At 65.9% G+C, this 25,889-nt stretch carries 24 protein-coding genes; 14 read left to right on the top strand and 10 right to left on the bottom strand.

The window, feature by feature from the left end; translation table 11 throughout:
* Positions 1-399 precede the first annotated feature (399 nt).
* A complete protein-coding gene (locus tag AB0362_RS15480; protein WP_317808815.1) occupies positions 400-1,989 on the bottom strand; it encodes an adenylate/guanylate cyclase domain-containing protein in 1,590 nt (529 codons plus the stop codon).
* A 42-nt stretch (positions 1,990-2,031) separates the two neighbouring features.
* On the opposite strand from AB0362_RS15480, the gene nucS reads away from it, so the two are divergent.
* Complete coding sequence (gene nucS / locus AB0362_RS15475) at positions 2,032-2,703, top strand: endonuclease NucS (RefSeq protein WP_094640377.1); 672 nt, start codon at positions 2,032-2,034, stop codon at positions 2,701-2,703.
* A gap of 41 nt (positions 2,704-2,744) precedes the next feature.
* On the top strand, positions 2,745-3,062 hold the full coding sequence (locus AB0362_RS15470; RefSeq protein WP_149406336.1) for an ATP/GTP-binding protein: 318 nt from the start codon (positions 2,745-2,747) through the stop codon (positions 3,060-3,062).
* 30 nt (positions 3,063-3,092) lie between these two features.
* Here AB0362_RS15470 and AB0362_RS15465 read toward each other — a convergent pair whose 3' ends face one another.
* Complete coding sequence (locus AB0362_RS15465) at positions 3,093-4,043, bottom strand: hypothetical protein (protein ID WP_317808817.1); 951 nt, start codon at positions 4,041-4,043, stop codon at positions 3,093-3,095.
* Positions 4,044-4,102: 59 nt separating this feature from the next.
* Positions 4,103-4,579 (bottom strand): methylmalonyl-CoA epimerase, encoded by a 477-nt coding sequence (gene mce, locus AB0362_RS15460; RefSeq protein ID WP_269595879.1) that lies wholly within the window; start codon positions 4,577-4,579, stop codon positions 4,103-4,105.
* Positions 4,580-4,690: 111 nt separating this feature from the next.
* Between mce and AB0362_RS15455 the strand changes: the two genes are divergently transcribed.
* From AB0362_RS15455 to AB0362_RS15445, 3 genes are all read left to right on the top strand, one after another.
* Complete coding sequence (locus AB0362_RS15455; protein WP_317548765.1) at positions 4,691-5,881, top strand: acetyl-CoA C-acetyltransferase; 1,191 nt, start codon at positions 4,691-4,693, stop codon at positions 5,879-5,881.
* 69 nt (positions 5,882-5,950) lie between these two features.
* Positions 5,951-6,322: a DUF3817 domain-containing protein gene (locus AB0362_RS15450; protein WP_188078681.1), complete on the top strand. Its 372-nt coding sequence runs from the start codon at positions 5,951-5,953 to the stop codon at positions 6,320-6,322.
* A gap of 114 nt (positions 6,323-6,436) precedes the next feature.
* Positions 6,437-7,324: a tetratricopeptide repeat protein gene (locus tag AB0362_RS15445; protein WP_068050416.1), complete on the top strand. Its 888-nt coding sequence runs from the start codon at positions 6,437-6,439 to the stop codon at positions 7,322-7,324.
* 9 nt (positions 7,325-7,333) lie between these two features.
* Here AB0362_RS15445 and AB0362_RS15440 read toward each other — a convergent pair whose 3' ends face one another.
* The 3 genes from AB0362_RS15440 to AB0362_RS15430 are packed head-to-tail and all read right to left on the bottom strand — an operon-like array spanning position 7,334 to position 13,002.
* Positions 7,334-8,782, bottom strand: coding sequence for a metallopeptidase (locus AB0362_RS15440; protein ID WP_317548764.1), 1,449 nt, complete (start codon positions 8,780-8,782; stop codon positions 7,334-7,336).
* On the bottom strand, positions 8,783-10,984 hold the full coding sequence (glgB, locus tag AB0362_RS15435; RefSeq protein ID WP_317548763.1) for a 1,4-alpha-glucan branching protein GlgB: 2,202 nt from the start codon (positions 10,982-10,984) through the stop codon (positions 8,783-8,785).
* An 11-nt stretch (positions 10,985-10,995) separates the two neighbouring features.
* The gene (locus AB0362_RS15430; RefSeq protein WP_149406329.1) at positions 10,996-13,002 is read right to left on the bottom strand and encodes an alpha-1,4-glucan--maltose-1-phosphate maltosyltransferase; all 2,007 of its coding nucleotides are present in this window, start codon (positions 13,000-13,002) and stop codon (positions 10,996-10,998) included.
* A gap of 205 nt (positions 13,003-13,207) precedes the next feature.
* Between AB0362_RS15430 and glgP the strand changes: the two genes are divergently transcribed.
* The gene (gene glgP, locus AB0362_RS15425; RefSeq protein WP_317808819.1) at positions 13,208-15,730 is read left to right on the top strand and encodes an alpha-glucan family phosphorylase; all 2,523 of its coding nucleotides are present in this window, start codon (positions 13,208-13,210) and stop codon (positions 15,728-15,730) included.
* 7 nt (positions 15,731-15,737) lie between these two features.
* On the opposite strand, the gene AB0362_RS15420 is transcribed toward glgP, so the two are convergent.
* The gene (locus tag AB0362_RS15420; RefSeq protein WP_317808820.1) at positions 15,738-17,786 is read right to left on the bottom strand and encodes an ATP-dependent DNA helicase; all 2,049 of its coding nucleotides are present in this window, start codon (positions 17,784-17,786) and stop codon (positions 15,738-15,740) included.
* Positions 17,787-17,836: 50 nt separating this feature from the next.
* On the bottom strand, positions 17,837-19,186 hold the full coding sequence (locus tag AB0362_RS15415; RefSeq protein WP_366235816.1) for a nicotinate phosphoribosyltransferase: 1,350 nt from the start codon (positions 19,184-19,186) through the stop codon (positions 17,837-17,839).
* A gap of 58 nt (positions 19,187-19,244) precedes the next feature.
* Here AB0362_RS15415 and clpS point away from each other — a divergent pair, with 58 nt between their 5' ends.
* The 8 genes from clpS (at position 19,245) to AB0362_RS15375 (ending at position 25,100) form a co-directional block, all read left to right on the top strand.
* Complete coding sequence (gene clpS, locus AB0362_RS15410; RefSeq protein ID WP_269595871.1) at positions 19,245-19,604, top strand: ATP-dependent Clp protease adapter ClpS; 360 nt, start codon at positions 19,245-19,247, stop codon at positions 19,602-19,604.
* A gap of 44 nt (positions 19,605-19,648) precedes the next feature.
* A complete protein-coding gene (locus AB0362_RS15405; protein ID WP_068050408.1) occupies positions 19,649-20,218 on the top strand; it encodes a DUF2017 domain-containing protein in 570 nt (189 codons plus the stop codon).
* Positions 20,219-20,227: 9 nt separating this feature from the next.
* The gene (locus tag AB0362_RS15400) at positions 20,228-21,313 is read left to right on the top strand and encodes a P1 family peptidase (protein WP_366235814.1); all 1,086 of its coding nucleotides are present in this window, start codon (positions 20,228-20,230) and stop codon (positions 21,311-21,313) included.
* Between the two features lie 59 nt (positions 21,314-21,372).
* A complete protein-coding gene (locus tag AB0362_RS15395; RefSeq protein ID WP_366235813.1) occupies positions 21,373-22,002 on the top strand; it encodes a rhomboid family intramembrane serine protease in 630 nt (209 codons plus the stop codon).
* A 112-nt stretch (positions 22,003-22,114) separates the two neighbouring features.
* Positions 22,115-22,873 carry a cyclic nucleotide-degrading phosphodiesterase gene (locus AB0362_RS15390; protein WP_188078671.1) on the top strand — a complete coding sequence of 253 codons (759 nt, stop codon included), beginning with the start codon at positions 22,115-22,117 and terminating at the stop codon, positions 22,871-22,873.
* Between the two features lie 21 nt (positions 22,874-22,894).
* Positions 22,895-23,680, top strand: a complete 786-nt coding sequence (gene rph, locus AB0362_RS15385; protein ID WP_068050410.1) for a ribonuclease PH — start codon at positions 22,895-22,897, stop codon at positions 23,678-23,680.
* Positions 23,673-24,287, top strand: a complete 615-nt coding sequence (rdgB, locus tag AB0362_RS15380) for an RdgB/HAM1 family non-canonical purine NTP pyrophosphatase (protein ID WP_366235812.1) — start codon at positions 23,673-23,675, stop codon at positions 24,285-24,287. The genes rph and rdgB overlap by 8 nt, the downstream gene beginning before the upstream one ends.
* Positions 24,288-24,296: 9 nt before the next feature.
* Complete coding sequence (locus AB0362_RS15375) at positions 24,297-25,100, top strand: alpha/beta fold hydrolase (RefSeq protein WP_366235811.1); 804 nt, start codon at positions 24,297-24,299, stop codon at positions 25,098-25,100.
* A gap of 2 nt (positions 25,101-25,102) precedes the next feature.
* Here AB0362_RS15375 and AB0362_RS15370 read toward each other — a convergent pair whose 3' ends face one another.
* Positions 25,103-25,456 (bottom strand): DUF3817 domain-containing protein, encoded by a 354-nt coding sequence (locus AB0362_RS15370; RefSeq protein ID WP_366235810.1) that lies wholly within the window; start codon positions 25,454-25,456, stop codon positions 25,103-25,105.
* Complete coding sequence (locus AB0362_RS15365; RefSeq protein WP_188078670.1) at positions 25,453-25,854, bottom strand: transcriptional regulator; 402 nt, start codon at positions 25,852-25,854, stop codon at positions 25,453-25,455. Before AB0362_RS15365 ends, AB0362_RS15370 begins: the two co-directional genes overlap by 4 nt.
* Positions 25,855-25,889 lie beyond the last annotated feature (35 nt).

Genomic DNA, 25,889 nt, shown 5'->3' with positions numbered 1-25,889 from the left:
GTTCGTCACTCCGCGCGCTGTCGCAGGCAACCCAGACGCGTCGACCCGCACACCGCCGCCCCGAACTGCCCCGGAGCGTTGGCCCCGACACACACACGCGCGCGCGTTCGCTATCCGCGCGCGGAATCGCACCCCCACCACTCACCATTCCCCGCGCACCCGACGAACGCGCGCGCATTCGCGGCGAACGGGGGCGGGGCAGTCCCGTCTGTGTCTGAACTGGCGTTCCGGCAGACGACGCGACCGCGGACGCTCATAGGAGGTCAGACGCGCGCGCATTCGCCATCCGCGCGCACAATCGCGCCCCGACCGGTCACCAATTCCCGCGCACCCGACGAACGCGCGCGCACTTGCGGACGATGCTCAGGCGGCAGCAACTGCCATGACCTGCAATACAGGTCAGGCGTGCACGGGAACAGGCTCGTCGGCGGTGACTTTCACATCTTTCGGATTCGCGAGGACTGTTTCGACGGAGCGTCCACGAAGAGTCACCGAGTCACCGAATTCCCAGCGACCGGATTCCTCGTCTGCGGCACCGTCGACCGCCGTTTTGGAGGCCAGGATTGCCCCTGGAGCGTTCTTCGCCAGCTCGGAGAGGCGAGCAGCCTCGTTCACCGGGTCTCCGATCACGGTGTATTCGAATCGGGACTTCGCACCGACATTGCCGGCGACTGCGCGTCCCGCTGCGACACCCACAGCGGCACTGCATTCGGGCACTTCGATCAGCAGCCGTCGGGCAATTGCTCGTGCTGCGGCCAACGCCGAGCCGCAGTGGTCGGCAATTTCGTTGGGAGCTCCGAAGATGGCGAGCGCGGCGTCGCCTTCGAACTTGTTGATGAATCCGCCATGCTCGTCGACCTCGTGGACGACCACGGCGAAGAATCGATTGAGCAGATCAACGACTTCGGTGGGTGGTCGAGACGCCGCCAGCTCCGTCGATCCCACGAGGTCGATGAAGAACACTGCGATATCGCGTTCCTGGCCCCCGAGTTCGCTGTCGGATTGCAGTGCTTTCTCGGCGACCTCGTGACCCACGTGCCTGCCGAACAGGTCGCGGATCTTTTCCCGATCACGCACTCCGTCGGCCATCCGGTTGAACCCGCTCTGTAGTTCACCGAGCTCGGTGCCGTCGTACACCGCGAGACGGACATCCATGTTGCCCTTCTCCACCTCGGCCATCCCCGCGCGCACATTGTTGATGGGTGATGTCGTCGCGAAACCTCCGAGGACGGTCAGCGCAAGGCCGAACACGATCGTGATCCCACCGAGGGAGAGGATGGAGACCGCGAGCTGAGTCGCTGTCGTTTCGGGATTGATGAAGCGGAAGATCGCGATGACCATCAAACCGCTGACCGGCACACCGGTGCCCAGCAGCCACGAGAGAATCGAGCGGCCCATGACTCCGGCAATACGAATCCGTCGAGGATCGCCGGCTTCGAGCGCCCGAGCCGCAATGGGGCGAAGCGCGAACTCACTGAGCAGGTAGCTGAACGCGCAGACGACGGTGCCGCCCGCGGCGATCGTGAACGCAACCTTGGGTATCGCCTGAGGATCGATGATGCCGTCGATCGTGGTCAACAGGACCAGCGCGCCTATCCATAGTGCTATCTGTATGCGCGTCAGGCGCCACGGCATGGCGAGAGTGGCGACCTGCTCGGATCGTGTGGGTTTCCGATCCTCGATACCCCACCGCAGGCTGCTCAGAGCGCTTGTGGTGCCCCAGACGACGCCGACCAGGAATGCGAGAAAGACGTACACCGGGACGACGATGAAGTTGACCCACCAGTAGCGATCCATTTTCAGGACGTCAGGGCCCGGAACGACGACGCTGATCAGAACGCCCACGATGACGGCACCGATCAAATTCGACAGAATCAAGAAGACAGTCAGCAGCAGCTGGATTCGGACCCGCCGTCGGCGAGGTGATTCGGAGGTGTCGCCGAGCAGTCGGGAGCCCAGCGGAGCGGCAGATCGTCTCAATTGCGGCATGGTCGTCACAGACTATCGGGGCTCCTGCTTTAAGGTGGTCGAGTGCGTCTAGTTATTGCTCGTTGCCAAGTCGACTACGTCGGCCGCCTCACCGCACACCTCCCGTCCGCTCGTCGCCTGCTCCTCGTCAAGTCCGACGGATCGGTCAGCGTGCACGCGGACGACCGGGCGTACAAGCCCCTCAACTGGATGTCTCCGCCCTGCTGGATGGTCGAGACCACCGAGGACGAGACGACCAAGTGGATCGTCACCAACAAGGCCGGTGAGGAACTTCGCATCACCATCGACGACGTCGAACTCGACTCGAGTCACGAGTTGGGTATCGATCCCGGTTTGGTGAAAGACGGTGTGGAGGCTCACCTTCAGGAGTTGTTGGCCGAGCACGTCAGCACCTTGGGTGACGGTTACACGTTGGTGCGACGCGAATACATGACGGCTATCGGACCGGTGGATCTCCTGTGCCGCAACGCCGATGGCGGAACAGTGGCAGTGGAGATCAAGCGACGTGGTGAGATCGACGGCGTCGAACAACTGACCCGCTATCTGGAGCTGCTCAACCGTGATCCGCTGCTGGCTCCGGTCAGTGGAGTGTTCGCTGCGCAGGTCATCAAGCCGCAGGCGAAGACGCTGGCCACCGACCGCGGCATTCGTTGTCTCACACTCGACTACGACGTCCTACGGGGAACCGACAGCACCGAGTTCCGTCTTTTCTGAGGGCGGTCGGCGCGAATCGGCCCGTTCTCTACACTGGACGGGTGCCTCGTCGTAACCAACCCCGCCGACCGAATCGGAGCGGCCCGAGCGATCTCGCTCCGGCTACCGATTCCGTGCTGGGCGGCAACCGGATCGAGGTCGGTCCGGACGGTGACACGTACACGACACGAATGGTTCCGGGTGCCAAGGCCGTGAAGACCTATCGATGCCCCGGCTGCGATCACGAGGTGCGGCCGGGCGTCGCACATATCGTTGCGTGGCCGTCGGACGATTTCGGCGGTGCCGACAATCGCAGACACTGGCACACCGGGTGTTGGTCCGGCCGAAACACGCGAGGCCTCACCCGCAGGTGGTCGTAGCGGGGGAGGCCAGGCGCAGGTCCGGCTGAATCAGGACTCCGAGTCGGCCGATTCCTTCTCGTCCTCGGCCTTCGCGGCAGCCTTCTCTTCTTCTTTCTTCAGGATGGCCGTCGGGTCGGGATTGTCGAGCAGTTCGCTCTCACGATTGACCGAGGCGAGCATTGCCGGAACCGAATCGAGCTGGCCGCGAATTCCGAGCAGCTGTGCCAGCACGCGACTGCGGAGCACACGCAGCTCCTCAGCCAGTTCTTTCGAGTGCGCGATGCGACGCTCGGCCTGTTCACTCGCGGACTGAAGCCGTCGGGCAGCCTCGGTGGTCGCCTCCTCGATGCGGCGGGCAGCGTCGGCCTTGCTCGACGCTTCGAGTTCCTCGAGAGCAGTGAGAACCTTGGTGCGGCGCTCGGCCATCGTGATCTCGAAGTCTTCCTGAACCTTGGCGCGCTTTGCCTCGGACTCGGCAGCCAACTTGTCGCGCTCGGCCTGCGCGGCCTCGACTACTCGAGCTGCCTCGGTGCGCGCCTGAGCCATGGTCTGCTGGTGTTCGGCTTCGAGTGCCGTTCGGCGCTCTTCGAGCTCGGCCACCAGTGACTCGTGCCGTCCGCGGAGTCGGGCACTCTCTTGCTGCGCAACGGAAATCATCTCCTCGGACTCCGAGTGCGCCTTCGCGCGGACCTCGGATGCCTCGTCCGAGGCCAGTCGCAGCATGCGTGAAATGCGATCGCTCATCCCCTCCGCCGTGGTGGGCGGAACCGACAGGCGATCGATGTCCTTGCGGAGTTCGTCGATCTCGTCACGAGCATCGTCGAGTTGCTTGGCCAGATCACGAGCCTGCGCGGCGGCCGCATCACGATCTGCGGTCGTCAAACGTAGTTCGGCGTCGAACCGCTCGAAGTAGTTGGTGACTTCGTCGCGATCGAACCCCTTCCGAACGATGGAAAAGGGAAGTTGCACCGTGGAAGTGCGCTCTTGATCGATGGCCATGGCCGTCAATTTACCGGTGAGTCAAGTAGAGAGCCATACGGCTCGTTCGCAGAGTTCGATCAGTGCGCGGCTGGGTTGGGTTCGACCAATTCGATCAGTACGCCACCGGCGTCCTTGGGGTGGACGAAGTTGATCCGAGAATCGGCGGTGCCGCGGCGCGGGGCGTCGTACAGCAACCGAACGCCGCGAGCGCGCAGCTCGGTCGAGATCTCTTCGATGTCGGTGACGCGGTAGGCCAACTGCTGCAGTCCCGGGCCGTTGCGGCCGATGAACTTGGCGATGGTGGACGATTCGTCGATCGGCGCGAGCAACTGCAGTGCAGCGGACTTCTCGGTGGCTCCGGGGAAGGAGAGCATCGCCTCGCGAACGCCCTGCTCCTCGTTGATCTCCTCGTGCACTGCAACCATGCCGAGGTGGTCGGTGTACCAGGTGATGGCAGCGTCGAGATCGGGCACCGCGACACCCACATGATCGATAGCCGTCACCAGATCGGAGCGCAGCGGGGCTCCCGTGTAAGACTGCGTGCTGGAGGTCATGGCCATGACGTTAGCGCCAGCTGCGTTTCGGTGCTCCGCCCGGCCGGTATCGGTAGGGGGCGTCGGAGCGTTGATCTCGACAAGGCCGTCTTCATACTTTCGGAGGAAATCGTGACCACAACAGTCATCGTCGCCGGCGCTCGCACACCCGTGGGACGTTTTTCGGGTGCCCTCAAGGACTTCTCGGGATCGGATCTCGGCGGAATCGCCATCAAGGGTGCACTCGACAAGGCCGGTGTTGCGCCGGATCAGGTCGACTACGTCATCATGGGCCAGGTTCTCACCGCTGGTGCCGGTCAGATCCCTGCGCGGCAGGCTGCGGTTGCCGCTGGTATTCCGATGACCGTGCCTGCGCTGACGATCAACAAGGTCTGCCTGTCCGGAGTCGACGCCATCGCACTGGCCGACCAGCTGATCCGCGCCGGTGAATTCGAGATCGTCGTCGCAGGCGGTCAGGAGTCGATGACCCAGGCGCCGCACATGCTCGAGAAGTCGCGGGCCGGATTCAAGTACGGCGATGTCACCATGCGTGATCACCTCGCCTACGACGGTCTGTACGACATCTTCACCGATCAGGCCATGGGCGCGTTGACCGAGCAGCGGAACCAGAGCTCCGAGGCCATCAGCCGCGAGGAGCAGGACACCTTCGCTGCCGCGTCGCACCAGAAGGCCGCCACGGCGTGGAAGAACGGGGTATTCGACAACGAGGTCGTCCCGGTCTCGATTCCGCAGCGCAAGGGTGAGCCGATCCAGTTCACCGCAGACGAAGGCATTCGCGCCGACACCACGGTCGATTCCCTCGGCAAGCTTCGCCCCGCCTTCGACAAGGCCGGCACCGTGACTGCGGGATCCGCGTCGCAGATTTCCGACGGTGCCGCCGCCGTCGTGGTGATGAGCAAGGAGAAGGCCGAGTCGCTCGGTCTGACCTGGCTCGCCGAGATCGGTGCACACGGAGTGGTGGCCGGTCCCGACTCCACCTTGCAGTCGCAGCCGGCGCGCGCCATCGCCAAGGCGTGCGAGAAGGACGGCATCGACCCGAAGGACCTCGACGTCGTGGAGATCAACGAGGCGTTCGCAGCGGTCGGAATCGCGTCGACGCGCGAACTCGGCATCGATCCGGAGATCGTCAACGTCAACGGGGGAGCGATCTCGATCGGGCATCCCCTGGGCATGTCGGGAGCTCGCATCGCCTTGCATCTGGCTCTCGAGCTGCAGCGTCGCGGCGGCGGAGTGGGCGCGGCCGCACTGTGCGGCGGCGGTGGACAGGGCGACGCCCTCATCGTTCGAGTGCCGAAGCAGTAGGACTCGTAGTGGCTCTGGAGAAGAACTGAGACCAGAGCCACTACGCTCCGTCGTAGCAGACCGGGCACAATAGCGGGCATGACCAACTTCTTCGACCTGAGCAGCACGGCCAAACGCTTCCGTTTCATCGCTGTGCTCGAAGCGTTCACCTGGCTCGGACTGCTGATCGGAATGGCGTTCAAGTACATCCCCGCCGACGGCAACGAAATCGGCGTGAAGATCTTCGGACCGATCCACGGCGGCGTGTTCGTGGTGTACCTGGCCGTTGCCGTGTTGACGGCGATCAAGCTCAAGTGGGACGTCAAGGCAACCCTGCTGGCTCTGGTCGCGGCGTTCCCCCCGTTCGGCACCGTGATCTTCGAGATCTGGGCCGCGCGCACCGGCCGTCTCGCCGAGTTGAGCACCGGCCGGCCCGCCGCGGACACCAAGGTTCTGTCCTGACCGACCGGCACTGCCCGCCAGTGGATGGCGCATCGCGTTAGTGACAAACTGTAGGGCGTGACTCGACCCGGTTCCCGTCCTCCCGTCCGCCCGTCAGCCGTCGTTCCCGCATCCATTGCCGGTGCCGTCGACCTGTCCGTTCTCAAGGACCGTCCGGCACCTGCACCTGCAGCCGAACCCGCAGGCGACGCGGGAGGACTGGCACCGATCGTGGACGTGACCGCGGCGACGTTCGAGGCCGAGGTTCTCCAGCGGTCCACGCAGGTACCGGTGATAGTCGACCTGGGTTCGGCGCGTTCGCCGCAGTCCCAGGCGTTGACGCGTCAGCTCGGGCAGCTGGCCGTGGAAGCCGCGGGTACGTGGGTGCTCGCGCGGGTCGACGTGGACTCCAATCCGCAGATCGCCCAGGCCTTCGGCGTACAGGCCATTCCGACGGTGGTTGCCGTCGCAGCGGGCCAGCCCCTCGCCGATTTCCAGGGCACCCAGTCGGACGAGCAGTTGCGTCAGTGGCTACAAGCCGTCGAGCAGGCGACTGCAGGAAAGCTCACCGGGCCTCCCGGGGCGGCTGCTGCCGAACCGGAACCCGAGATCGAGGATCCGCGGATCGTTGCAGCCGAAGAGGCCATCGACGAGGGCGATTTCGACAAGGCAGAAGCCGCCTACCAGGCGATCATCGACGCCGAACCGAAGAACACCGAGGCGGTTGCCGCACTGCGTCAGGTCAAGTTCCTCGCACGGGTGCAGAACCTGGCACCGGACGCGATTGCACTCGCCGACGCCGACGCCGGAAACGTCCAGGCTCGGATCGACGCAGCGGACGCCGAAATGGCCGGTCAGCAACCGGAGCAGGCCTTCGCTCGTCTGATCGACGGAATCAAGATCAGTGCAGGCGACGACCGCACTGCACTGCGCACTCGACTGCTCGAGCTGTTCGAGCTGTTCGACTCGGCCGATCCGCTGGTGGTCTCCGCGCGGCGCAAGCTCGCGTCCGCTCTGTACTGACAGCAGGACTCAGCTGTAACGCGCGTCGCACAGTTCCCTTCCGCCGAGAACTCCCGAACGGAACGCGTCGACTCGGGAGAACCCCGACGGCAGCGTCGTACCGTTGACGTCGCTGGCTGCGAGGCCGTCGCTGAGCAGTCCGGACACGGCTTCGTCGAGATCGCCTGGGGAAAGAAAGACTTCGAGGCCGGTGTCACCGTTCTCGGCGCTCATCGCCGAGGTGATGACCCCGGACAGGCATGCCGAACGCAGAGCGGTCTGCGGGTCGTCGAGGGTCTGGCCGGCTTCCTTCTGCACCGCGAGGGTGTAGCGCGAGGCGAACAGCACGTAGGCGCTGTAGTCACCGGAGACGTTGAGCGGCAATATGTCTCCGCGCTGCGGGGTCTCGGGCTGGCCGACTTCGGCCAGGGCGTCGACGTCGACGCCGATGGTGTTGGTCGAGGGGCAGTACGACACCGGCGCTGTGGCTTCGGCGTCGGCGCATCCGACGTCCGATCCGGTGTAGTCGACGGCCGGGGGATCTGCGACGGGCAGCACCTGCTCGAAGGATCGAGTGAAGGCGTCGAGGGAGTCCTCGGTGACCGGTAGTTCACCCGAGTCGTCGGGATCGTCGAATTTCTGCGGCAACGATGCTCGACGCGAGTCGATCTCGGCCTCGTCGATGCTCGTGCATGCCCCGGCACCGTCGGTGAAGCCGATCTGCACTGCGGTGACGCGCTCGAAGGCAGAGCCGTGCACCGATTCCGGATCGTTGGGATCGACGTCGCGCACGGCGACGGTTGCGGCGAGGACGCCGTTCAGTCCGTCCGAGGTGTTGATGGTGAAGTGCGGCGCATCGCCCTCGGCGACGTGGCGGATGAAGGCACCTGCGAAACAGTCGGCCTGTTGTTCGGCAACGATGGTCGGGGTGTCGTCGCCGACGAGCCCCGACTGGTGCTGAATGGCATGGCCGTATTCGTGGGCGATGACCATCACCACCGACATCGGTCCGAACGCGTCGACCAGAGCCGGGAGCAGGATGGTCCTGTCCCAGCCGATCGAGTCGTCACGGGTGCAGTACGCAGCGTTGGGAATACCGCCGGTTCGGTCTCCGCAGAATCTGATGCCCGATCCCTCGTCCTCGGACGCGTCCCACGAGACGACCTTCGAGACCGGGGTGAACGTGCCCTTGAACAAGCTGGAGTACTGCTCGGCCCAGAACTGCTGGATGTCGTCGATCGCGTTCGTGGCGAGGATGTCCGAGTCGGTGCCCTCGGCGTTCTCCACGGTGATGGTCGAATCGGGGGCATCGGGCCGGGGCCCGCTGGGCCCGCTCGTCACCGGGAGTCCGGCAACGGTGAACGGGTTCTCGTAGATCGATACGGCGTTTCCGCTGACGGTCTGCGCGCACGAGGTCAACAGAATCAGCCCTGCAGTGGCGGCCGCGGCCAGTAGTCGGGGTGTGCGGCCGCCACTCATCTATCGCTCCAGTTTTATCCAGATCGCCCCGTTGGCGGGTAGGGCGACCTGGCCTGATGCCGGTCGACCGTGCCACGAGTGCGATGTTGCCGTCACTTCACCCAGGTTGCCCACACCGGAGCCGCCGTACTCCGTTGCGTCGGTGTTGAGGATCTCTGTCCAACGGCCGGGTTCCGGTAGTCCCACACGATAGCTGCCGTGCTCGGTACCGGAGAAGTTGAAAATACACGCGATGACCGAACCGTCGGATCCGTACCGCAGAAAGCTCAGCACGTTGTTCTCGGTGTCGTTGGCGTCGATCCACGAGTATCCACTCGGCGAGGTGTCGAGCGTCCACAGTGCGGGGTGGGACTTGTACGTCGAGTTCAGATCGGACACAAGGGCTTTGACGCCGTTGTGCAGAGGTTCTTCGTCGATCTGATACCAGTCGAGTCCGCGTTCCTCGGACCACTCACGGGTCTGCCCGAACTCCTGTCCCATGAACAGCAGTTGCTTGCCGGGGTGCGCCCACATGTAGGCGAGCATGCCGCGCAGGCCGGCTGCCTTGGCGTAATCGTCGCCGGGCATCCGAGTCCACAGCGTGCCCTTGCCGTGCACCACCTCGTCGTGGCTGATGGGGAGCAGGTAGTTCTCGCTCCACGCATAGACCAGAGAGAAGGTGATCTCGTGGTGGTGGTAGCTGCGATGGATGGGATCACGCCCGAGGAAGCCCAGGGTGTCGTGCATCCAGCCCATGTTCCACTTCATGTTGAACCCGAGTCCGCCGACGTTCGTCGGCCGGGTGACGCCGGGCCACGCCGTCGATTCCTCGGCCACGGTGACGACACCGCGGTGCTTCTTGTGCACCGTCGCGTTCATCTCCTGCAGGAAGGTCACGGCCTCGAGGTTCTCGCGGCCACCGTAGATGTTCGGCGACCAGCCGCCCTCGGGGCGGGAGTAGTCCAGGTACAGCATCGACGCCACGGCGTCGACGCGCAGTCCGTCGATGTGGAATTCGTCGATCCAGTACAGAGCGTTCGCGACCAGGAAGTTGCGTACCTCGCGTCGACCGAAGTCGAACACCAAAGTGCCCCAGTCGAGTTGCTCGCCGCGCTGCGGGTCGCCGTGCTCGTAGAGCGGGCCGCCGTCGAACCGAGCCAGGGCCCATTCGTCCTTGGGGAAGTGGGCGGGAACCCAGTCGACAATCACGCCGATTCCGGCGCTGTGGAGGTGGTCGACGAAGTAGCGGAAATCGTCGGGACTGCCGAAGCGCGAAGTCGGTGCGTAGTACGAGGTCACCTGGTAGCCCCAGGACCCACCGAACGGATGCTCGGCGACCGGGAGCAGCTCCACGTGGGTGAAGCCGGTTTCGGTGATGTACTCGGCCAACTGCTCGGCCAGCTCGCGGTACCCCAGACCCGGTCGCCAGGACGCCAGGTGGATCTCGTAGACGCTCATCGGTGCCTGCGTCGGCTCGATGCCGGCCCTGGTGTCGAGCCAGGACTCGTCGTTCCAGGTGTACGAGGACTCGGTGACGACCGAGGCCGTCGACGGTGGGATCTCGGTGGCGAAGGCCATCGGGTCGGCCTTGTCCTTGATCGAACCGTCGGCACCGTGGACGCGGAACTTGTACAGCGCGCCCGGTGCGATGTCGGGAGCGAAGAGCTCCCACACGCCGGTCGAGCCGAGTACGCGCATCGGCCAGCTTCGACCGGTCCAGCCGTCGAAATCGCCGACCAGAGTGACGCCCTGGGCTGCGGGAGCCCAGACCGCGAACGAGGTACCGGTGACGGGGCCGTCGGGTGTCGCGTACGACTGTTGGTGCGCGCCCAGAATGTCCCACAGCCGCTCGTGCCTGCCCTCGCCGAACAGGTGCAGATCGAGCTCGCCGAGAGTGGGCAGGAACCGGTATCCGTCGGCGGATTCGGAGACGTGTCCACCGGGCCAGGTCACCACGAGGCGGTAGTCGATCAGGTCCTCGAACGGAATCAGAGCCGAGAAGAGTCCGTGGGCGACGTGGGTCAGTTCGTGGTCGACGCCACCGACGCGGGCGACGACCTTCTCGGCATCGGGCTTGAGGGCGCGGATCGCGGTTCCACCGGCCACCGGATGGGCTCCGAGAACGGAATGCGGGTTGTAGTGCCGCCCTGCAGCGATGAGTTCGAGATCGTTGTCGGACGGGGCAGCGACGGTGTCTTCGGGCGTCGTCGGATTCTCGGTCACGTTGAATCCACTCACTTTCGGTTGCCGCGGTAGGCCAGTTCGATACGAGCCGGGTACGGGATGTGGGGGAGCGTGAAGATGTGCGCCACCGACGTCCAGGGCTCGAGCCGGACGAAATTGGTGTGGCCCCAGTCGTAATGGACTCCGCTCACTTCGTCCTTGATCGTGAGGGTGTCCTGCCAGTCGTGGCCGAGGGCAGGCATGTCCAGGTGGATCGTGCCTTCTTCGGCTCCGAAGGGATTGAGGTTGATCACCACCAGGATCGAATCACCGGTCTGCGGGTCGAACTTGGAGTACCCGATCAGCGCCTCGTTGTCGATGGTGTGGAAGTGGATGTTGCGGAGCTGCTGCAGCGCCGGATGCGCCCGCCGGATTGCGTTCAGCGTGGTGATCCAGGGCTCGAGCGACTCGCCGCGGGCCAGCGCACCCTCGAAGTCGCGTGGACGCAACTGGTACTTCTCCGAGTCCAGGTACTCCTCGCTGCCTTCTCGCACGGCCTGGTGCTCGAACAGCTCGTAGCCGGAGTAGACGCCCCAGGTGGGGGCCATCGTCGCCGCGAGAGCTGCTCGGAGAGCGAACATTCCGGGCCCGCCGTGCTGCAGACTCTCGTGCAGGATGTCCGGAGTGTTGACGAACAGGTTCGGACGCGCGTCGTCGGCGCGTCGGGCATGTTCCTCGGCGAACTCGGTCAGCTCCCACTTCGCGGTACGCCAGGTGAAGTACGTGTACGACTGCGTGAAGCCGCGCTGCGCCAGTCCGTACATGCGCACCGGGCGGGTGAACGCCTCGGCGAGGAACAGCACGTCCGGGTCGGTCTTCTTGACCTCGGCGATGAGCCATTCCCAGAAGTCCGGCGGCTTGGTGTGTGGGTTGTCGACTCGGAAGACCTTGACTCCCAGCGAGATCCAGTATCGGACCACGCGCAGCACCTCTTCGTAGATGCCGCGTCGGTCGTTGTCGAAGTTGACCGGGTAGATGTCCTGGTACTTCTTCGGAGGGTTCTCGGCGTAGGCGATCGTGCCGTCCGGCAGCACGGTGAACCACTCGGAATGTGTTGCAGCCCAGGGATGGTCGGGAGCGGCCTGAAGGGCGAGATCGAGTGCCACTTCGAGGTTGTGTTCGTGTGCAGCGGCGACGAACGCGCGGAAGTCGTCCTCGGTGCCCAGTTCGGGGTGGATCGCGTCGTGTCCGCCGTCCTTGGAGCCGATGGCCCACGGCGACCCGACGTCCTCCGGTCCCGGGGTCAACGTGTTGTTCGGGCCCTTGCGGTTGATGGTGCCGATGGGGTGGATCGGCGGCAGGTAGACGATGTCGAATCCCATCCGCTCGATGCGGGGCAACTGCTCGATCGACGTCGCGAACGTGCCGTGCCGCGGAGTGCCGTCCTCGTTCCATCCGCCGGTCGACCGCGGGAAGAACTCGTACCAGGCACCGTTGAGTGCGAGATTGCGATCGACCCACACGTTGACCGCGCGCGATCGAGTCACCAGTTCGCGCAGCGGGTGTACGAACAACAACTCGGCGACCGACGATGCGAACGCGGAGGAGACCCGGGCGGGCAGCGGGCGGTCGGTGTCGCGCAGCGCGGCGGCGACATCGGCCAGCATCTGCCTGCTCTCGGCAGGAACACCGGTGGCAGCCCGCAGGAACAGCCGTGCGCCGATCTCGAGATCGTTCGCGAGTTCGTGGGCACTCTGGCCCACTCCGAGCTTGGCTTCGACGGCATGGCGCCAGGTGCTGATCGGATCGCTCCACGCTTCGATGCGGCAGATCCAGTAACCCGGCCGAGAGGGGACGAACACCGCGTCGAACGTGTCGGGTTCGCGGCCCGGTGTCATCGGGATGCGTTCGAGTTTGCCTCCCGGTCCGCGCACCGACAGTGTCGCGGCCACCGCGTCGTGACCCTCGCGCCAGACGTCGGCGGAGACTGGAAACGTCTCGCCCACCACCGCTTTCGCGGGGTACTTCCCGGTCGTCGTATCTGGAAGGACATTGTCGATACCAAGTCGACCTGTCACTTCACACTCCATTCTTCGCTAGAGGTATGGCTGCGCGGGCGCAACCTCTGATCGAACCGATCTCGGTGTGCTTCTACTCGTCAACCGTAGTGCAGCAATGCAGATGGCGCGTGCGCCGACGCATACTGCCCGCGACGGACACCGTGGAGCAGATTTCGTGCAAGCCGCCCATCGACACAGGTGTCCGTGGGTAGGGTTCGATCCTGTGAAAGCTTTGCGCCGATTCACCGTCCGAGCCCATCTTCCCGCCCGCTTGAATGCCCTCGCCGAGCTCTCGACAAACCTCAGGTGGTCGTGGCACTCGTCGACGCAGGATCTGTTCGAGCACATCGATCCACTGTTGTGGACTGAACTCGAGCGCGATCCCGTCGCCGTACTGGGAGCCGTCGCACCGGCGCGTCTCGAGGAACTCGCGGCCGACGAGCGCTTTCTGACCGAGCTGGACGCCGCCGAAGCGGATCTGCACGACTACCTCGCCCGTCCGCTCTGGTACCAGAACGAACTGGCCGAGGGACGTGCTCTGCCGTCGGGCATCGGGTATTTCTCGATGGAGTTCGGCGTCACCGAAGTGTTGCCGAATTACTCCGGTGGGCTCGGAATCCTGGCCGGCGACCACCTCAAGGCGGCCTCCGACCTGGGGTTGCCGTTGATCGGTGTCGGGTTGCTTTACCGCTCGGGGTACTTTCGCCAGTCGCTGACGGCCGACGGTTGGCAGGCCGAACGCTATCCGTCCCTCGACCCGCACGGTCTGCCGCTGCGGTTGCTCACCGACGACGGCGACTCTCCGGTGCTGATCCACGTGTCCATGCCCGGATCTCGGGTTCTGCGGGCACGGGTGTGGATTGCCCAGGTGGGACGTGTCCCGCTGCTGCTGCTCGATTCCGACATCGCCGACAACGACCCCGAGCTCAGAGGAGTCACCGACCGGTTGTACGGCGGCGACCAGGACCACCGCATCAAGCAGGAGATACTCGCCGGTATCGGCGGAGTTCGAGCGATCCGGGCCTACACCCGTGCACACGGACTGCCCGATCCCGAGGTGTTCCACATGAACGAGGGCCACGCCGGCTTCCTCGGCGTCGAACGCATCCGCGAACTCGTCACCTCGGGAACCCTGGACTTCGACGCGGCTCTGGCTGCGGTGCGAGCCGGCACCGTCTTCACCACTCACACTCCTGTCCCCGCCGGAATCGACCGGTTTCCGGCCGATCTGGTGCGGCACTACTTCGGAAGTGCGGACGGGGGCGCGGAGTCGGCGCTGCTGCCGGGTCTGCCGATGGACCGAATCCTCGCCCTCGGCGGCGAGAGCGACGCCTCGGTGTTCAACATGGCGCACATGGGGCTGCGTCTGGGACAACGCGCCAACGGGGTGTCGAAGCTGCACGGAATCGTCAGCCGCGAGATGTTCAACGACCTGTGGCGAGGATTCGACGCCTCCGAGGTGCCGATCGGGTCGGTCACCAACGGCGTGCACGCTCCGACGTGGTCTGCCCGGGAATGGGCGCTGGAGGGGGAGCTGTCCTCGGACCGCGTGTGGTCCACGCGCAACACCCTTCGCGCGCAACTGGTGGACGAGGTGCGGCGTCGGGTGCGGCGCTCGGCGCTCGAACGCGGCTCCACCGAGGCCGAGATCAGTTGGACAGCAAACGTTTTCGATCCCAACGTACTCACCGTCGGGTTTGCTCGACGGGTACCGACGTACAAGCGGCTGACGCTCATGCTGCGCGAACCCGAGCGACTGCGCGCCATGTTGCTGGACCCGGTTCGTCCGGTCCAGCTGGTGGTCGCGGGCAAATCGCACCCCGCCGACGACGGCGGAAAGGCGCTCATCCAGCAGATCGTCAGGTTCGCCGATCAGGCCGACGTACGGCACCGCATCGTGTTCCTGCCCGACTACGACATGTCCATGGCTCGATTCCTGTACTGGGGATGCGATGTGTGGCTGAACAATCCGCTGCGCCCGCTCGAAGCGTGCGGTACCTCGGGCATGAAGTCCGCGCTCAACGGCGGCTTGAACCTGTCGATTCGCGACGGGTGGTGGGACGAGATGTACGACGGGGAGAACGGCTGGGCCATCCCGACGGCCGACGGCGTCACCGACGACAATCGCCGTGACGATCTGGAGGCCGCCGCGCTCTACGAACTGCTCGAACAGGCAGTACTGCCGAAGTTCTACGACCGCGGGGACGACGGCGTGCCGAGCCGCTGGATCGAAATGGTGCGGCACACCCTCGAGCAGCTGGGGCCGAAAGTGCTGGCGTCGAGAATGGTTCAGGACTACACACTCGGCTACTACGCGCCCGCAGCCGAATCCGCCCGCGCGGCCTCGGCGGAGAACCACCGCGGTGCCACGGACGTCGCGTCGTACCGCCGCCGCGTCGAACAGGCATGGGGCGCAGTGAAAGTCACCCGCGTCGACAGTGAAGGTCTGCCGGACACGCCGGTGATCGGTGCGGAGCTCTCACTGCGCGCGAACGTCGATCTCGGTGGACTGGACGCGTCGGACGTCGTGGTGCAGGCGGTCGTGGGACGCGTCGACGAGGACGAGAACCTCACCGACATTCGCACGACGGCCATGACGCACGTGGGAACCGACGGCGGCGAGCACGTGTACGCGGGCGAGACGCGGCTACCGCACAGCGGCACGGTGGGATACACAGTGCGGGTGCTTCCTCATCACCGCGGTCTGGCCTCCGATGCCGAGCTCGGTTTGGTGGCGACTGCCTGAGGGGCAGCTACTTTCCGGCCAGGCGGGTGAGGGCCTTGCGGACCACCTCCGGGTCCGAGGTCTCCCAGAACGGCGGCAGCGAGGCACGTAGGTAGCCGCCGTAGCGGGCGGTCGCGAGGCGCGAATCGAGAACGGCGACAACACCTTTGTCGTCGACGCTACGGAGCAGTCGACCGACGCCCTGCGCCAGCAGCAGGGCTGCATGGTTGGCGGCGACCGCGAGAAAGCCGTTGCCGCCACGTGATTCGACGGCCTGCTGCCTGGCCACCAGCAGCGGATCGTCGGGCCGCGGGAACGGAATGCGGTCCAGGATCACCAGGCTCAGCGACGGGCCCGGGACGTCGACGCCCTGCCACAGTGACAGTGTCCCGAACAGGGAGGTGGCCTCGTCGTCGGCGAACTTCTGCACCAGGGCACCGGTGGAGTCGTCGCCCTGGCACAGGATCGGCGTGTCGAGGCGCTCCCGCATCTCCTCGGCGGCGGCCTTGGCGGCGCGCATGGACGAGAAGAGTCCGAGTGTGCGGCCACCGGCGGCGCTGACCAGCGACTCGATCTCGTCGAGGTAGGACTTGGAGAGACCGTCGCGTCCGGGCGGCGACAGATGCTTGGCGATGTACATGATCCCGGCCCGAGCGTGGTCGAACGGCGACCCGACGTCGAGCGAATTCCACCTGATCGACCCGGTATCGGACGGCGGTTCCACACCCGACGCCATCGCGGTGTCACTGCGCGACGGCTTCTCCGCAGGTAGGCCCCAGTTGACAGCCAACCCGTCGAACGATCCGCCCACGGTCAAGGTCGCGGAGGTGAGGACCACGGTGGACTCGGCGAACAGGCGAGCTCGCAGCAGCCCGCCCACCGACAGCGGGGCGATGCGGACGGTGCGTTTGACGTTGCCGCGGAAATCGTCGACGGCATGCCAGACGACGTCCTTGCGTTTGGCCGGATCGGGTTCGTCGAATGCCGTGAGAACACGGACCGCGCTGTCGTGGACCTCGTCGACCGCGACGAGTGCGGCGCTGCGAGCCGCGGCGGCCTCGGGGTCACTGGTGGCCATGCCCTGCTTGTTGGGGCCGATCGCGGTGCGGACCGCCCAGGCCGCGTCGCGAATGGACGCGAGCGCGGGGCCGACGCCGTCGGGTAGGGACTGCCACCGGCTCGGGGGCAGCTCGTCCAGAATCGCGGCCCAGTTCTCGGCAGCTCCCTCGAGCTGGTCGCCCGTCTCCTCCTCGATGAGCTTCGCGCTACGACGCGCTGCTGCGGTGACGGTCGCGGCCGACAGTTCCTCGGTGGCCACGCCGGTCACTCGGTCGACCAATTCGTGGGCCTCGTCGACGACCACGACGTCGTGTTCGGGCAGGATCTGGATTCCGGTGATCGCGTCGATCGCGAGCAGGGCGTGGTTGGTCACGACGACGTCGACCTGGGCGGCCTCGGTACGGGCGCGCTCGGCGAAGCAGTCCTCGCCGACGGGGCAGCGGGATTTGCCCAGACATTCACGCGCGGTGACGCTGACCTGACGCCAGGCCTGATCGCTGACCCCGGGCACGACGTCGTCGCGGTCGCCGGTCTCGGTTTCGGACGACCACTTGGTCAGCCGTACCACCTCGCGGCCCATGCGTGAGACCGCGAACGGGTCGAACAGTTCCGCATCCGGTGCCTCTTGCGCGGCACCGGTGTGGATCTTGTTCATGCACAGATAGTTGTTGCGGCCCTTCAGGATTGCGAACTTGGGGCGACGGCCGACGGCCTCGGCCAGGGCGTCGGACAGGCGGGGGAGATCGCGGTCGACCAGCTGCCGCTGCAGCGCGATGGTGGCCGTGGAGACGACGACGGTCTTGCCCGATTCCACCGCGTGCCTGATGCTGGGGACGAGGTAGGCGAGGGACTTACCGGTTCCGGTGCCCGCCTGCACCGCGAGATGTTCGCCGGTGTCGATGGAGTGCGCCACCGCCGAGGCCATCGTCAGCTGATTGCTGCGTTCCTTGCCGCCGAGCGAGTGCACCGCGACCTGCAGGAGAGCGGGAACGGTTGGCAACTCGGTCTTCGACGGCACCGAAGCAGACTACTGCCGATCGCCCACCCGGTTCGGTACCGACACCGCTCTCACCCCTCGACGAACCGGGTGGGTATCGCCGGCTCGCCCTGGGACAGCTTCAGGCCCTCCCACGGGAGGCTGACGAGGCGCCTGGCCAGCACGTCGCGGCCGTCGGCGAGCGTCGGTAGGTCGGCGACTCGTTCGCCGCCGCGAACCAACGGCGTGGTCAACGTCTCCGCCGTCAGATCGTCGTCGACGGTCGGGGGAGCGTCGAACGGGTACACGATCTCCTCGACTGCGGTGCCGGTGCGGCGCGCGGTACGCAGCGCCGCCTTGGTGCCACCGCGCGACTCCTTGTGACTGCTGCGCTTGGCGACGGGAATGCCGTCGACGGTGACGAGTTTGTAGACCATGCCGGCCGTCGGGGCACCGGATCCGGTGACCAGCGACGTGCCGACGCCGTAGGAGTCGACCGGCTCGGCTCGCAATGCCGCGATGGCGTATTCGTCGAGGTCACCCGAGACGACGATCTTGGTTTTCGGCGCACCCAGGGCGTCGAGTTGGTCGCGCACCTGCCGGGCGAGCACACCGAGGTCGCCGGAGTCGATGCGCACACCGCCGAGTTCGGGCCCGGCCACCTCGATGGCGTTGGCAACGCCCTGGGTGATGTCGTAGGTGTCGACGAGCAGTGTGGTGCCCACGCCGAGCGCGCGCACCTGAGCCGCGAATGCGGACCGTTCGTCCGGGCCGTCGGCTGTGGTGTGCAGCAGAGTGAAGGCGTGCGCCGACGTGCCCGCGCCGGGGACGCCGTGGCGTCGGACGGCTTCGAGATTGGACGTCGCGGTGAATCCGGCGAGATATGCCGCGCGTGATGCGGCGACAGCGGCTTCCTCGTGGGTTCGACGCGACCCCATCTCGATGATCGGACGGGACTTCGCGGCCGCCACCATCCGCGCTGCAGCGGACGCTATGGCGCTGTCGTGATTAAGGATCGAGAGCACTACGGTCTCGAGGACCACGCACTCGGCGAAGGTGCCGCGGACGGTCAGAACAGGTGAGCCGGGGAAGTACAGCTCACCCTCGCGATAGCCGTCGATGTCGCCGGTGAACCGGTAGTTGCGTAACCACTCGACGGTGTCGGCGTCGAGGAATTCGGCGACGATCCGCAACTCGTCCGGCCCGAATCGGAAGCGCGCGATCGCGTCGAGAATGCGTCCGGTGCCGGCGAGAACTCCGTATCGACGGCCACCGGGCAACCTGCGCGCGAAGACCTCGAAGCTGCAGATGCGATCGGCGTAGCCGCTGGCCAGGGCGGCCGAGAGCATCGTGTATTCGTACTGATCGGTCAGCAGCGCGGTGCTGGCACCGTCGCTGTGATTCGCGTGATCTGTGGTCGCGTCGTTGCTCACCTCGCCCACACTACGAGCGAAGGGGCGAGCGTGGGACGCTGGCCCGACACGCCGTACCCTGTTGGGCATGCCTTGGTTGACGGTGGACGGCTCGCTTCTGCCCGTGGACGGCTTCTCGGCACGTGAGGTCGTCGCTGCGTCACCGCAAGCGGTCCCGGCCCAGACCGAGGCCGTTGCGGCCGACGAATCTCACGACACCCCCTGGGTCACCATCGTGTGGGACGACCCGGTCAACCTGATGCACTACGTCACCTACGTGTTCCAGAAGCTGTTCGGCTACAGCAAGGCCAAGGCGACCGAGCTGATGATGCAGGTGCACTCCGAAGGCAAGGCCGTGGTGTCGAGCGGCGAGCGCGACGCGATGGAGAACGATGTTCGACGGCTGCACGCGGCGGGTCTGTGGGCCACCATGCAGCAGGACAAGTAGTCAACCGCTCATCACCTCTTCGTCAGAGAAGGACATCAGCAACAGTGCGCACGTGGACGAGACGGAATTCGCTGTCCGGGGTCAAGATCAAGTCCGAGATCGATGCTCGTGAGGCCGCCGTACTCCGTTCGCTTGTCGGCTCGGTTCTCGGATTGCTGCGCGACCGGTCCGCCGCTGCGCCCACCGACGAACTCGCAGCGCTGACCGGTCTGCGCACCGGGCACAACAGCCCGCCCGAGGATGCCGCACTGGCGCGGCTGTTGCCGGACTTCCACCGCGCCGACCCCGGCCGCGACGAGGAGGATCCGACCGACCTCAACGGTGCCCTGCGCGGACTGCACGAGCCCGAGATCATCGACGAGAAGTTGGCTGCCGGATCGATGATCCTGGCCACGCTTCCCGAGTCCGGTGGCAAGATCGTGCTGACCCAGGAGCAAGCGGATGCTTGGCTGACCGGCCTCAACGACGTGAGGCTGGCGCTCGGCACGACGCTGGGGATCAGCGCGGACACACCCGACGTTCTCGACGAGGGTGATCCTCGCGCTCCACATCTCGACGTCTACCACTGGCTGACCTGGATGCAGGATTCACTCGTACAGGTCCTCATCCCCTAGGACGCACGCGTGACCGCTGCATTCCAGACTCCCGGACCGCGGGACTCCCTGACCGACGTGGCCGGTCTGCTGGTCGGTCATCATCACGAACTCGACGACGACGCCGCGATGGGCTCCGGTTCGGCCACCGGCTGCACCGTGGTGCGTGCGCTGGGTGGTGCGACGGCGGCCGTCGATGTTCGCGGCGGCGGGCCGGGGACTCGCGAGACCGATCTGCTCGATCCGAGCCACTCCGTGCAGCACGTCAACGCGATCCTGTTGACCGCGGGCAGTGCCTACGGGCTCGCCGCGGCCGACGGTGTCATGCGGTGGCTCGAAGAGCACGGTCAGGGCATCCCGATGGGCAGTCCCGATCACGTCGTACCGATCGTCCCCGCCGCGGTCATCTTCGATCTTCCGGTCGGCGACTGGGCTTCTCGGCCGACGGCGGAATTCGGCTATCTCGCCGCGGCCGCAGCGGCAACCGATTTCGCGACGGGATCGGTCGGGGCCGGTGTCGGTGCCCGCGCCGGAGTTCTCAAGGGCGGTGTCGGTACCGCGAGCACGGTGATCGAGGGCGGTCCGGCGGACGGGGTCACCGTCGCGGCGCTGATGGTCGCCAATCCGGTGGGCGCGGTGTTCGACCCGCGTACCGGCCTGCTGTGGGGCGTCGGCACGCTCGGGCCCGCGGCGTTCGGGATGCGCAAGCCCGACGTGAACCAGCTGTGGTCCGCGCTCGCCCTCGAACCGAAGGGCACTGCGCTCAACACCACGATCGGTGTCGTCGCCACCGATGCTGCGTTGTCGTCCGCGTCGTGCAAGCGGATTGCCGTCGCCGGTCACGACGGGCTGGCGCGGGCCGTTCGACCGGCACACTCGCCGCTCGACGGCGACACGATCTTCGCCGTCTCGACCGGCACCAGACCCGTCACCGCTGAGTCCTCGGTGCCCGCCGCGTTTTCGGCGGAACTCCCGGTACTGGCCGCGGTCACCGAGGCCGCGGCGATCGTCGTCGAGCGAGCCATCGTGCGTGCCCTGCTCGACGCCACCTCGGTGGCCGGCATCCCCACGTACCGCCAGATCTTCACGTCCGCGTTCGGTGGATCGGGAGCCTGAGCTCAGCTCGCGCTATACCTCTGCCCGGTACCGTGGAGGGAACTGTTCCGGAGGCGATCATGAGCGATATCAGTAACCGTCCCGCCGAGCGTGCGCGGCCGGTCTGGATGCAGGCCGCCATTCTGGTGGGAGCATTCACCGTGTTGCTGTGGGTCATCGAGTTCATCGATGTGGCCAGCGGGTCGAGGCTCGAACGCAACGGGATACAGGCCCGCTCGGTCGAGGGTTTGTGGGGCATTCTGTTCGCGCCCGTGCTGCACGACGACTGGCAGCATCTGATCGCGAACACCGTGCCGATAGTCGTACTCGGATTTCTGGTGTTGCTCTCCGGTTTGACGCGTGGTCTGGCTGCCACCGGGATCATCTGGGTGGTCGGCGGGTTCGGTACCTGGCTGACCGCCGGTTCCTACACGAACACGATCGGCGCGTCGATCCTGATCTTCGGTTTCATCGCATACCTGTTGGTGCGTGGCTTCTTCACCCGCAAGCTCGGTCAACTCGCGATCGGAATCGTGGTGTTCGTGCTGTACGGCAGCGCACTGTGGGGCGTGCTGCCGAGCGAGCCCAACGTCTCCTGGCAGGGGCATCTGTTCGGCGCGGTCGGCGGAGTGGTTGCCGCTCGACTGCTGTCCGCCGACGCGCGAGCCGAGAGGGCACGCGTGAAATCGCTCGATCGGCCCACTTCGTAGGTTCGAGGTAACTGCAGACATACCCGTGGTCGGTGGTGAATTTCGCCGACTCGCGCTGTGAATACTGCCCGAACGTTTCGAGTGATGCGCTCGGCGTGGCAGCATGGCTTTCATGCGAATTACCGTCCTGGGATGTTCGGGCAGTGTGTCCGGACCCGATTCACCCGCGTCGGGCTACTTGTTGGAAGAAGAGGAGACCGCGCCGGTCGTCCTCGACTTCGGTCCCGGCATCCTCGGGGCGTTGCAGCGCTACGCCGATCCCGGAGATGTGAGCGTTCTGCTCTCGCATCTGCACGCCGATCACTGCCTCGACGTTCCCGGACTGCTGGTGTGGCGTCGCTACCATCCCAGCCCGCCGGAGGGACGAGCGATCGTCTACGGACCCAAGGACACGGCGTTCCGGCTCGGAGTCGCCTCGGCCGAGTGCGGCGGGCAGATCGACGACATGTCCGACACCATCGACCTGCGTCGCTGGGTGGACGGACGCACCGTGGAGTTCGGCAAGTTGTCGATTCTCGCTCGGCAGGTGTTCCATCCCCCCGAGTCGTACGGCATGCGCGTCACCACGGCGCAAGGCCGCACCTTCGCCTACAGCGGAGACACCGGAATGTGTCAGGCCGTCCGGGACCTGGCGCACGGGGCCGACATGTTCCTGTGCGAGGCGTCGTGGACCGACAGTCCGGAGCGGCCCGAGGGAGTGCACCTGTCCGGAACCGAGGCCGGCCGCATCGCTCGTGAGGCCGGGGTGGGGGAGCTGCTGCTCACCCATATTCCGCCGTGGACGTCCCGTGAGGACGTCATCGCCGAGGCCAAAGCGGAGTTCAGTGGACCGGTGCACGCCGTTCTCCCAGGGGACGTCTTCACCGTCTGAGGACGCGCTAGGCTTCGAGTCGTGTCCAGACGAGAAGACGGCAGGGCGGACGACGAGCTCCGCAACATCAAGATCACCCGCGGCTTCACCAGCCACCCGGCAGGGTCGGTGCTGGTCGAGTTCGGCAACACCAGGGTGATGTGCACGGCCAGCGTCGAGGAGGGCGTGCCGCGCTGGCGGAAGGGATCCGGCCTCGGTTGGCTCACCGCCGAGTACGCGATGCTCCCGGCCGCGACGCACACTCGCAACGGCCGTGAGTCCGTCAAGGGCAAGGTCGGCGGGCGTACCCAGGAAATTTCCCGCTTGGTCGGGCGTTCACTGCGTGCCTGCATCGATTTGGCCGCCATCGGCGAGAACACCATCGCCCTCGACTGCGACGTACTGCAGGCCGACGGCGGCACCAGAACTGCAGCTGTCACCGGAGCGTTCGTGGCTCTCAACGACGCCGTCACCTACCTGCGAGCAGCGGGACGACTGGCCGATCCGCAGCCCATCTCGTGCATGATCGCTGCAGTCAGTGTCGGCGTCGTCGACGGCCGAGTGCGCCTCGATCTGCCCTACGAGGAAGATTCGCGCGCCGAGGTCGACATGAACGTCGTCGCTACCGACACCGGCACGCTGGTGGAGATCCAGGGAACCGGAGAGGGTGCGACCTTCCCCCGAACTACACTCGACAAGCTGCTCGACTCCGCATTCGTCGGCATCGAGAAGTTGTTCGAGGTGCAGAAGGAAGCATTGGCGTTGCCGTACCCGGGCGATCTGCCCGAGCCTGCGGCCGCGGAATCGAAGAAGAAGTTCGGTGGCTGACACCAAGCTGCTGGTAGCGAGCCGAAACGCGAAGAAGTTGCGCGAACTCCGGCGGGTGCTCGACGCCGCCGGAGTGGCCGGAATCGAACTGGTCGGCCTCGACGAGGTCCCGCCGTTCCCGGAGGCCCCCGAGACCGGAGCGACCTTCGAGGAGAATGCACTCGCCAAGGCGCGTGACGGAGCGGCGGCCACCGGATTGCCATGTGTGGCAGACGATTCCGGAATCGAAATCGATGCCCTGAACGCCATGCCAGGGGTGCTCTCGGCTCGCTGGTCCGGTGCGCACGGGCAGGACGAGGCCAACACCGCACTGGTGCTGGCGCAGCTGAGCGACACCCCCGACGAGCGTCGCGGAGCCGCATTCGTCTCGGCGTGTGCGCTGGTGATTCCCGGCGGCACCGAGACGGTGGTCCGCGGCGAGTGGCGCGGAGTAGTGGGCCGAGAGCCGTTGGGGGAGAACGGCTTCGGCTATGACCCCATTTTCGTGCCCGAGGGCGACGGCCGCAGTGCCGCACAACTGAGCCCGGACGAGAAGGACGCCGCCTCACATCGCGGTCATGCACTGCGCAAGCTCGTTCCGGCGCTCGAAGAACTGACGGGGCGGTAGCTCGTGGCGATGCGAACCGTTCTGACTCGGACGTCGGTTGTGTTCGCCGCCGCTGCGCTGTGCCTGGCAGGTGCCCCGGCCTCCGCGGTGCCGGCGGCGGGATCCTTCGCCGAGGCGTTCGCGTACTCGATCGCGCACCCGGGCGTGACGCCTCCGGGCTCGAACGACTTCTCGTGTGTTCCGAGCGCGCAACACCCGGAGCCGGTGGTGCTGGTGCACGGCTTCCTGGAGAACTCGTACGGCAACTGGGCATCGCTGTCGCCGAAGCTGGCCGAGGCCGGATACTGCGTATTCGCGATCGACTACGGCAACACCGGGCCGGTTCGGGCGTTCGGTGCGCTCGAGCCCATCCCGGAGAGTGCCGCGGAACTGTCGACGTTCGTCGATTCCGTGCTCGAGGCAACGGGTGCGGAGAAGGTGTCGATCGTCGGCCACTCGAAGGGTGGCACGGTGCCGCGTTACTACGCGCGTTTCCTCGGTGGGGATCGAACGGTGGCGCGCATCGTGGCGTTGTCCCCGCCGAACTACCCGACGGCGGGGCCGACCGTGCAGGACGACGTGCTCGAGCGACTCAACGAGGGCAGCGACACGGTCTCGGGCATCGAGTACACGACTATCGCCACCCGCTACGACCAGATCGTCGTTCCGTATACGGCGTCGCTGCTCACCGGGGCTGGAAACACCAATGTGGTGATACAGGACGTGTGCCCGGCCAACGCCGTCGAGCACACCGGAATCTCGTACGATCCGCTTGCTCAGCGGCTGGTGCAGAACGCACTGGATCCGGAGCACGCACAGCCGATCAACTGCTGATGTCAGACGCCGAAGTCGGCTTTGACCTGCTTGGTGCGCTTGTGCTCGACGTAGAACGACAGGAACGGCACGGTTCCGGCTAGCAGCGTGCCGATGGTGCGGGAGGCAGGCCACCGCACCTTGATCGCCAGATCGACGGTCAGCACGAGGTACACGATGTAGACCCAACCGTGGACGACGGGAATCCATGTCGGAAGGTTCTCGATCTTCAGGATGTATTTCGCGACCATCTCGGCTACGAGGACCAACAACCAGATGCCGGTGACATACGCCAGAACGCGGTAGCGCAGCAACGCGGACGCGATCTTCTGAGTCTTGTTCGCAGACGCCTGCGTCTTCTCCGGTGCCGAACTCACGTGGTGCTCCTGTCGGTCCCGCGGGATTCGTTCAGCTCCGCGAGGTAGCTGTTGTATTCGAGTAGTTGCCGCGCCTCGGGATCGTCGAGGTCCCTGGCGTCGGCCGCAGGCGCGCTGCGCTGGGGGAGCAGATCGAGGGGCACCTCGGTGGGTCCGTCGGGCCGAGCCGCGGCTGCCTCGTCGGGGTCCTCGTCCTCGAGACGGACGAACTTGCGGTAGGCGTAGACCACGAACACTGCGAACAGAGGCCATTGAAAGGCATATCCGAGGTTCTGGCCGTTACCGCCCACTGCCTCGAAGCGCTCCCACTGCCACCAGCCGAGGCCCAGGCATACCGCCGCGGACACGATGACCAGCGCGATCAGTGCTGGCCGACGGTTCGGGCGGGATGAAGTCACCCCTCGACGGTACCGGAGGTACTACTACTGCAGGT

This window comes from Rhodococcus sp. NPDC079359 (assembly GCF_040702585.1).
Taxonomy (GTDB): domain Bacteria; phylum Actinomycetota; class Actinomycetes; order Mycobacteriales; family Mycobacteriaceae; genus Rhodococcoides.
This window is presented reverse-complemented; position numbering and strand designations above follow the sequence as displayed.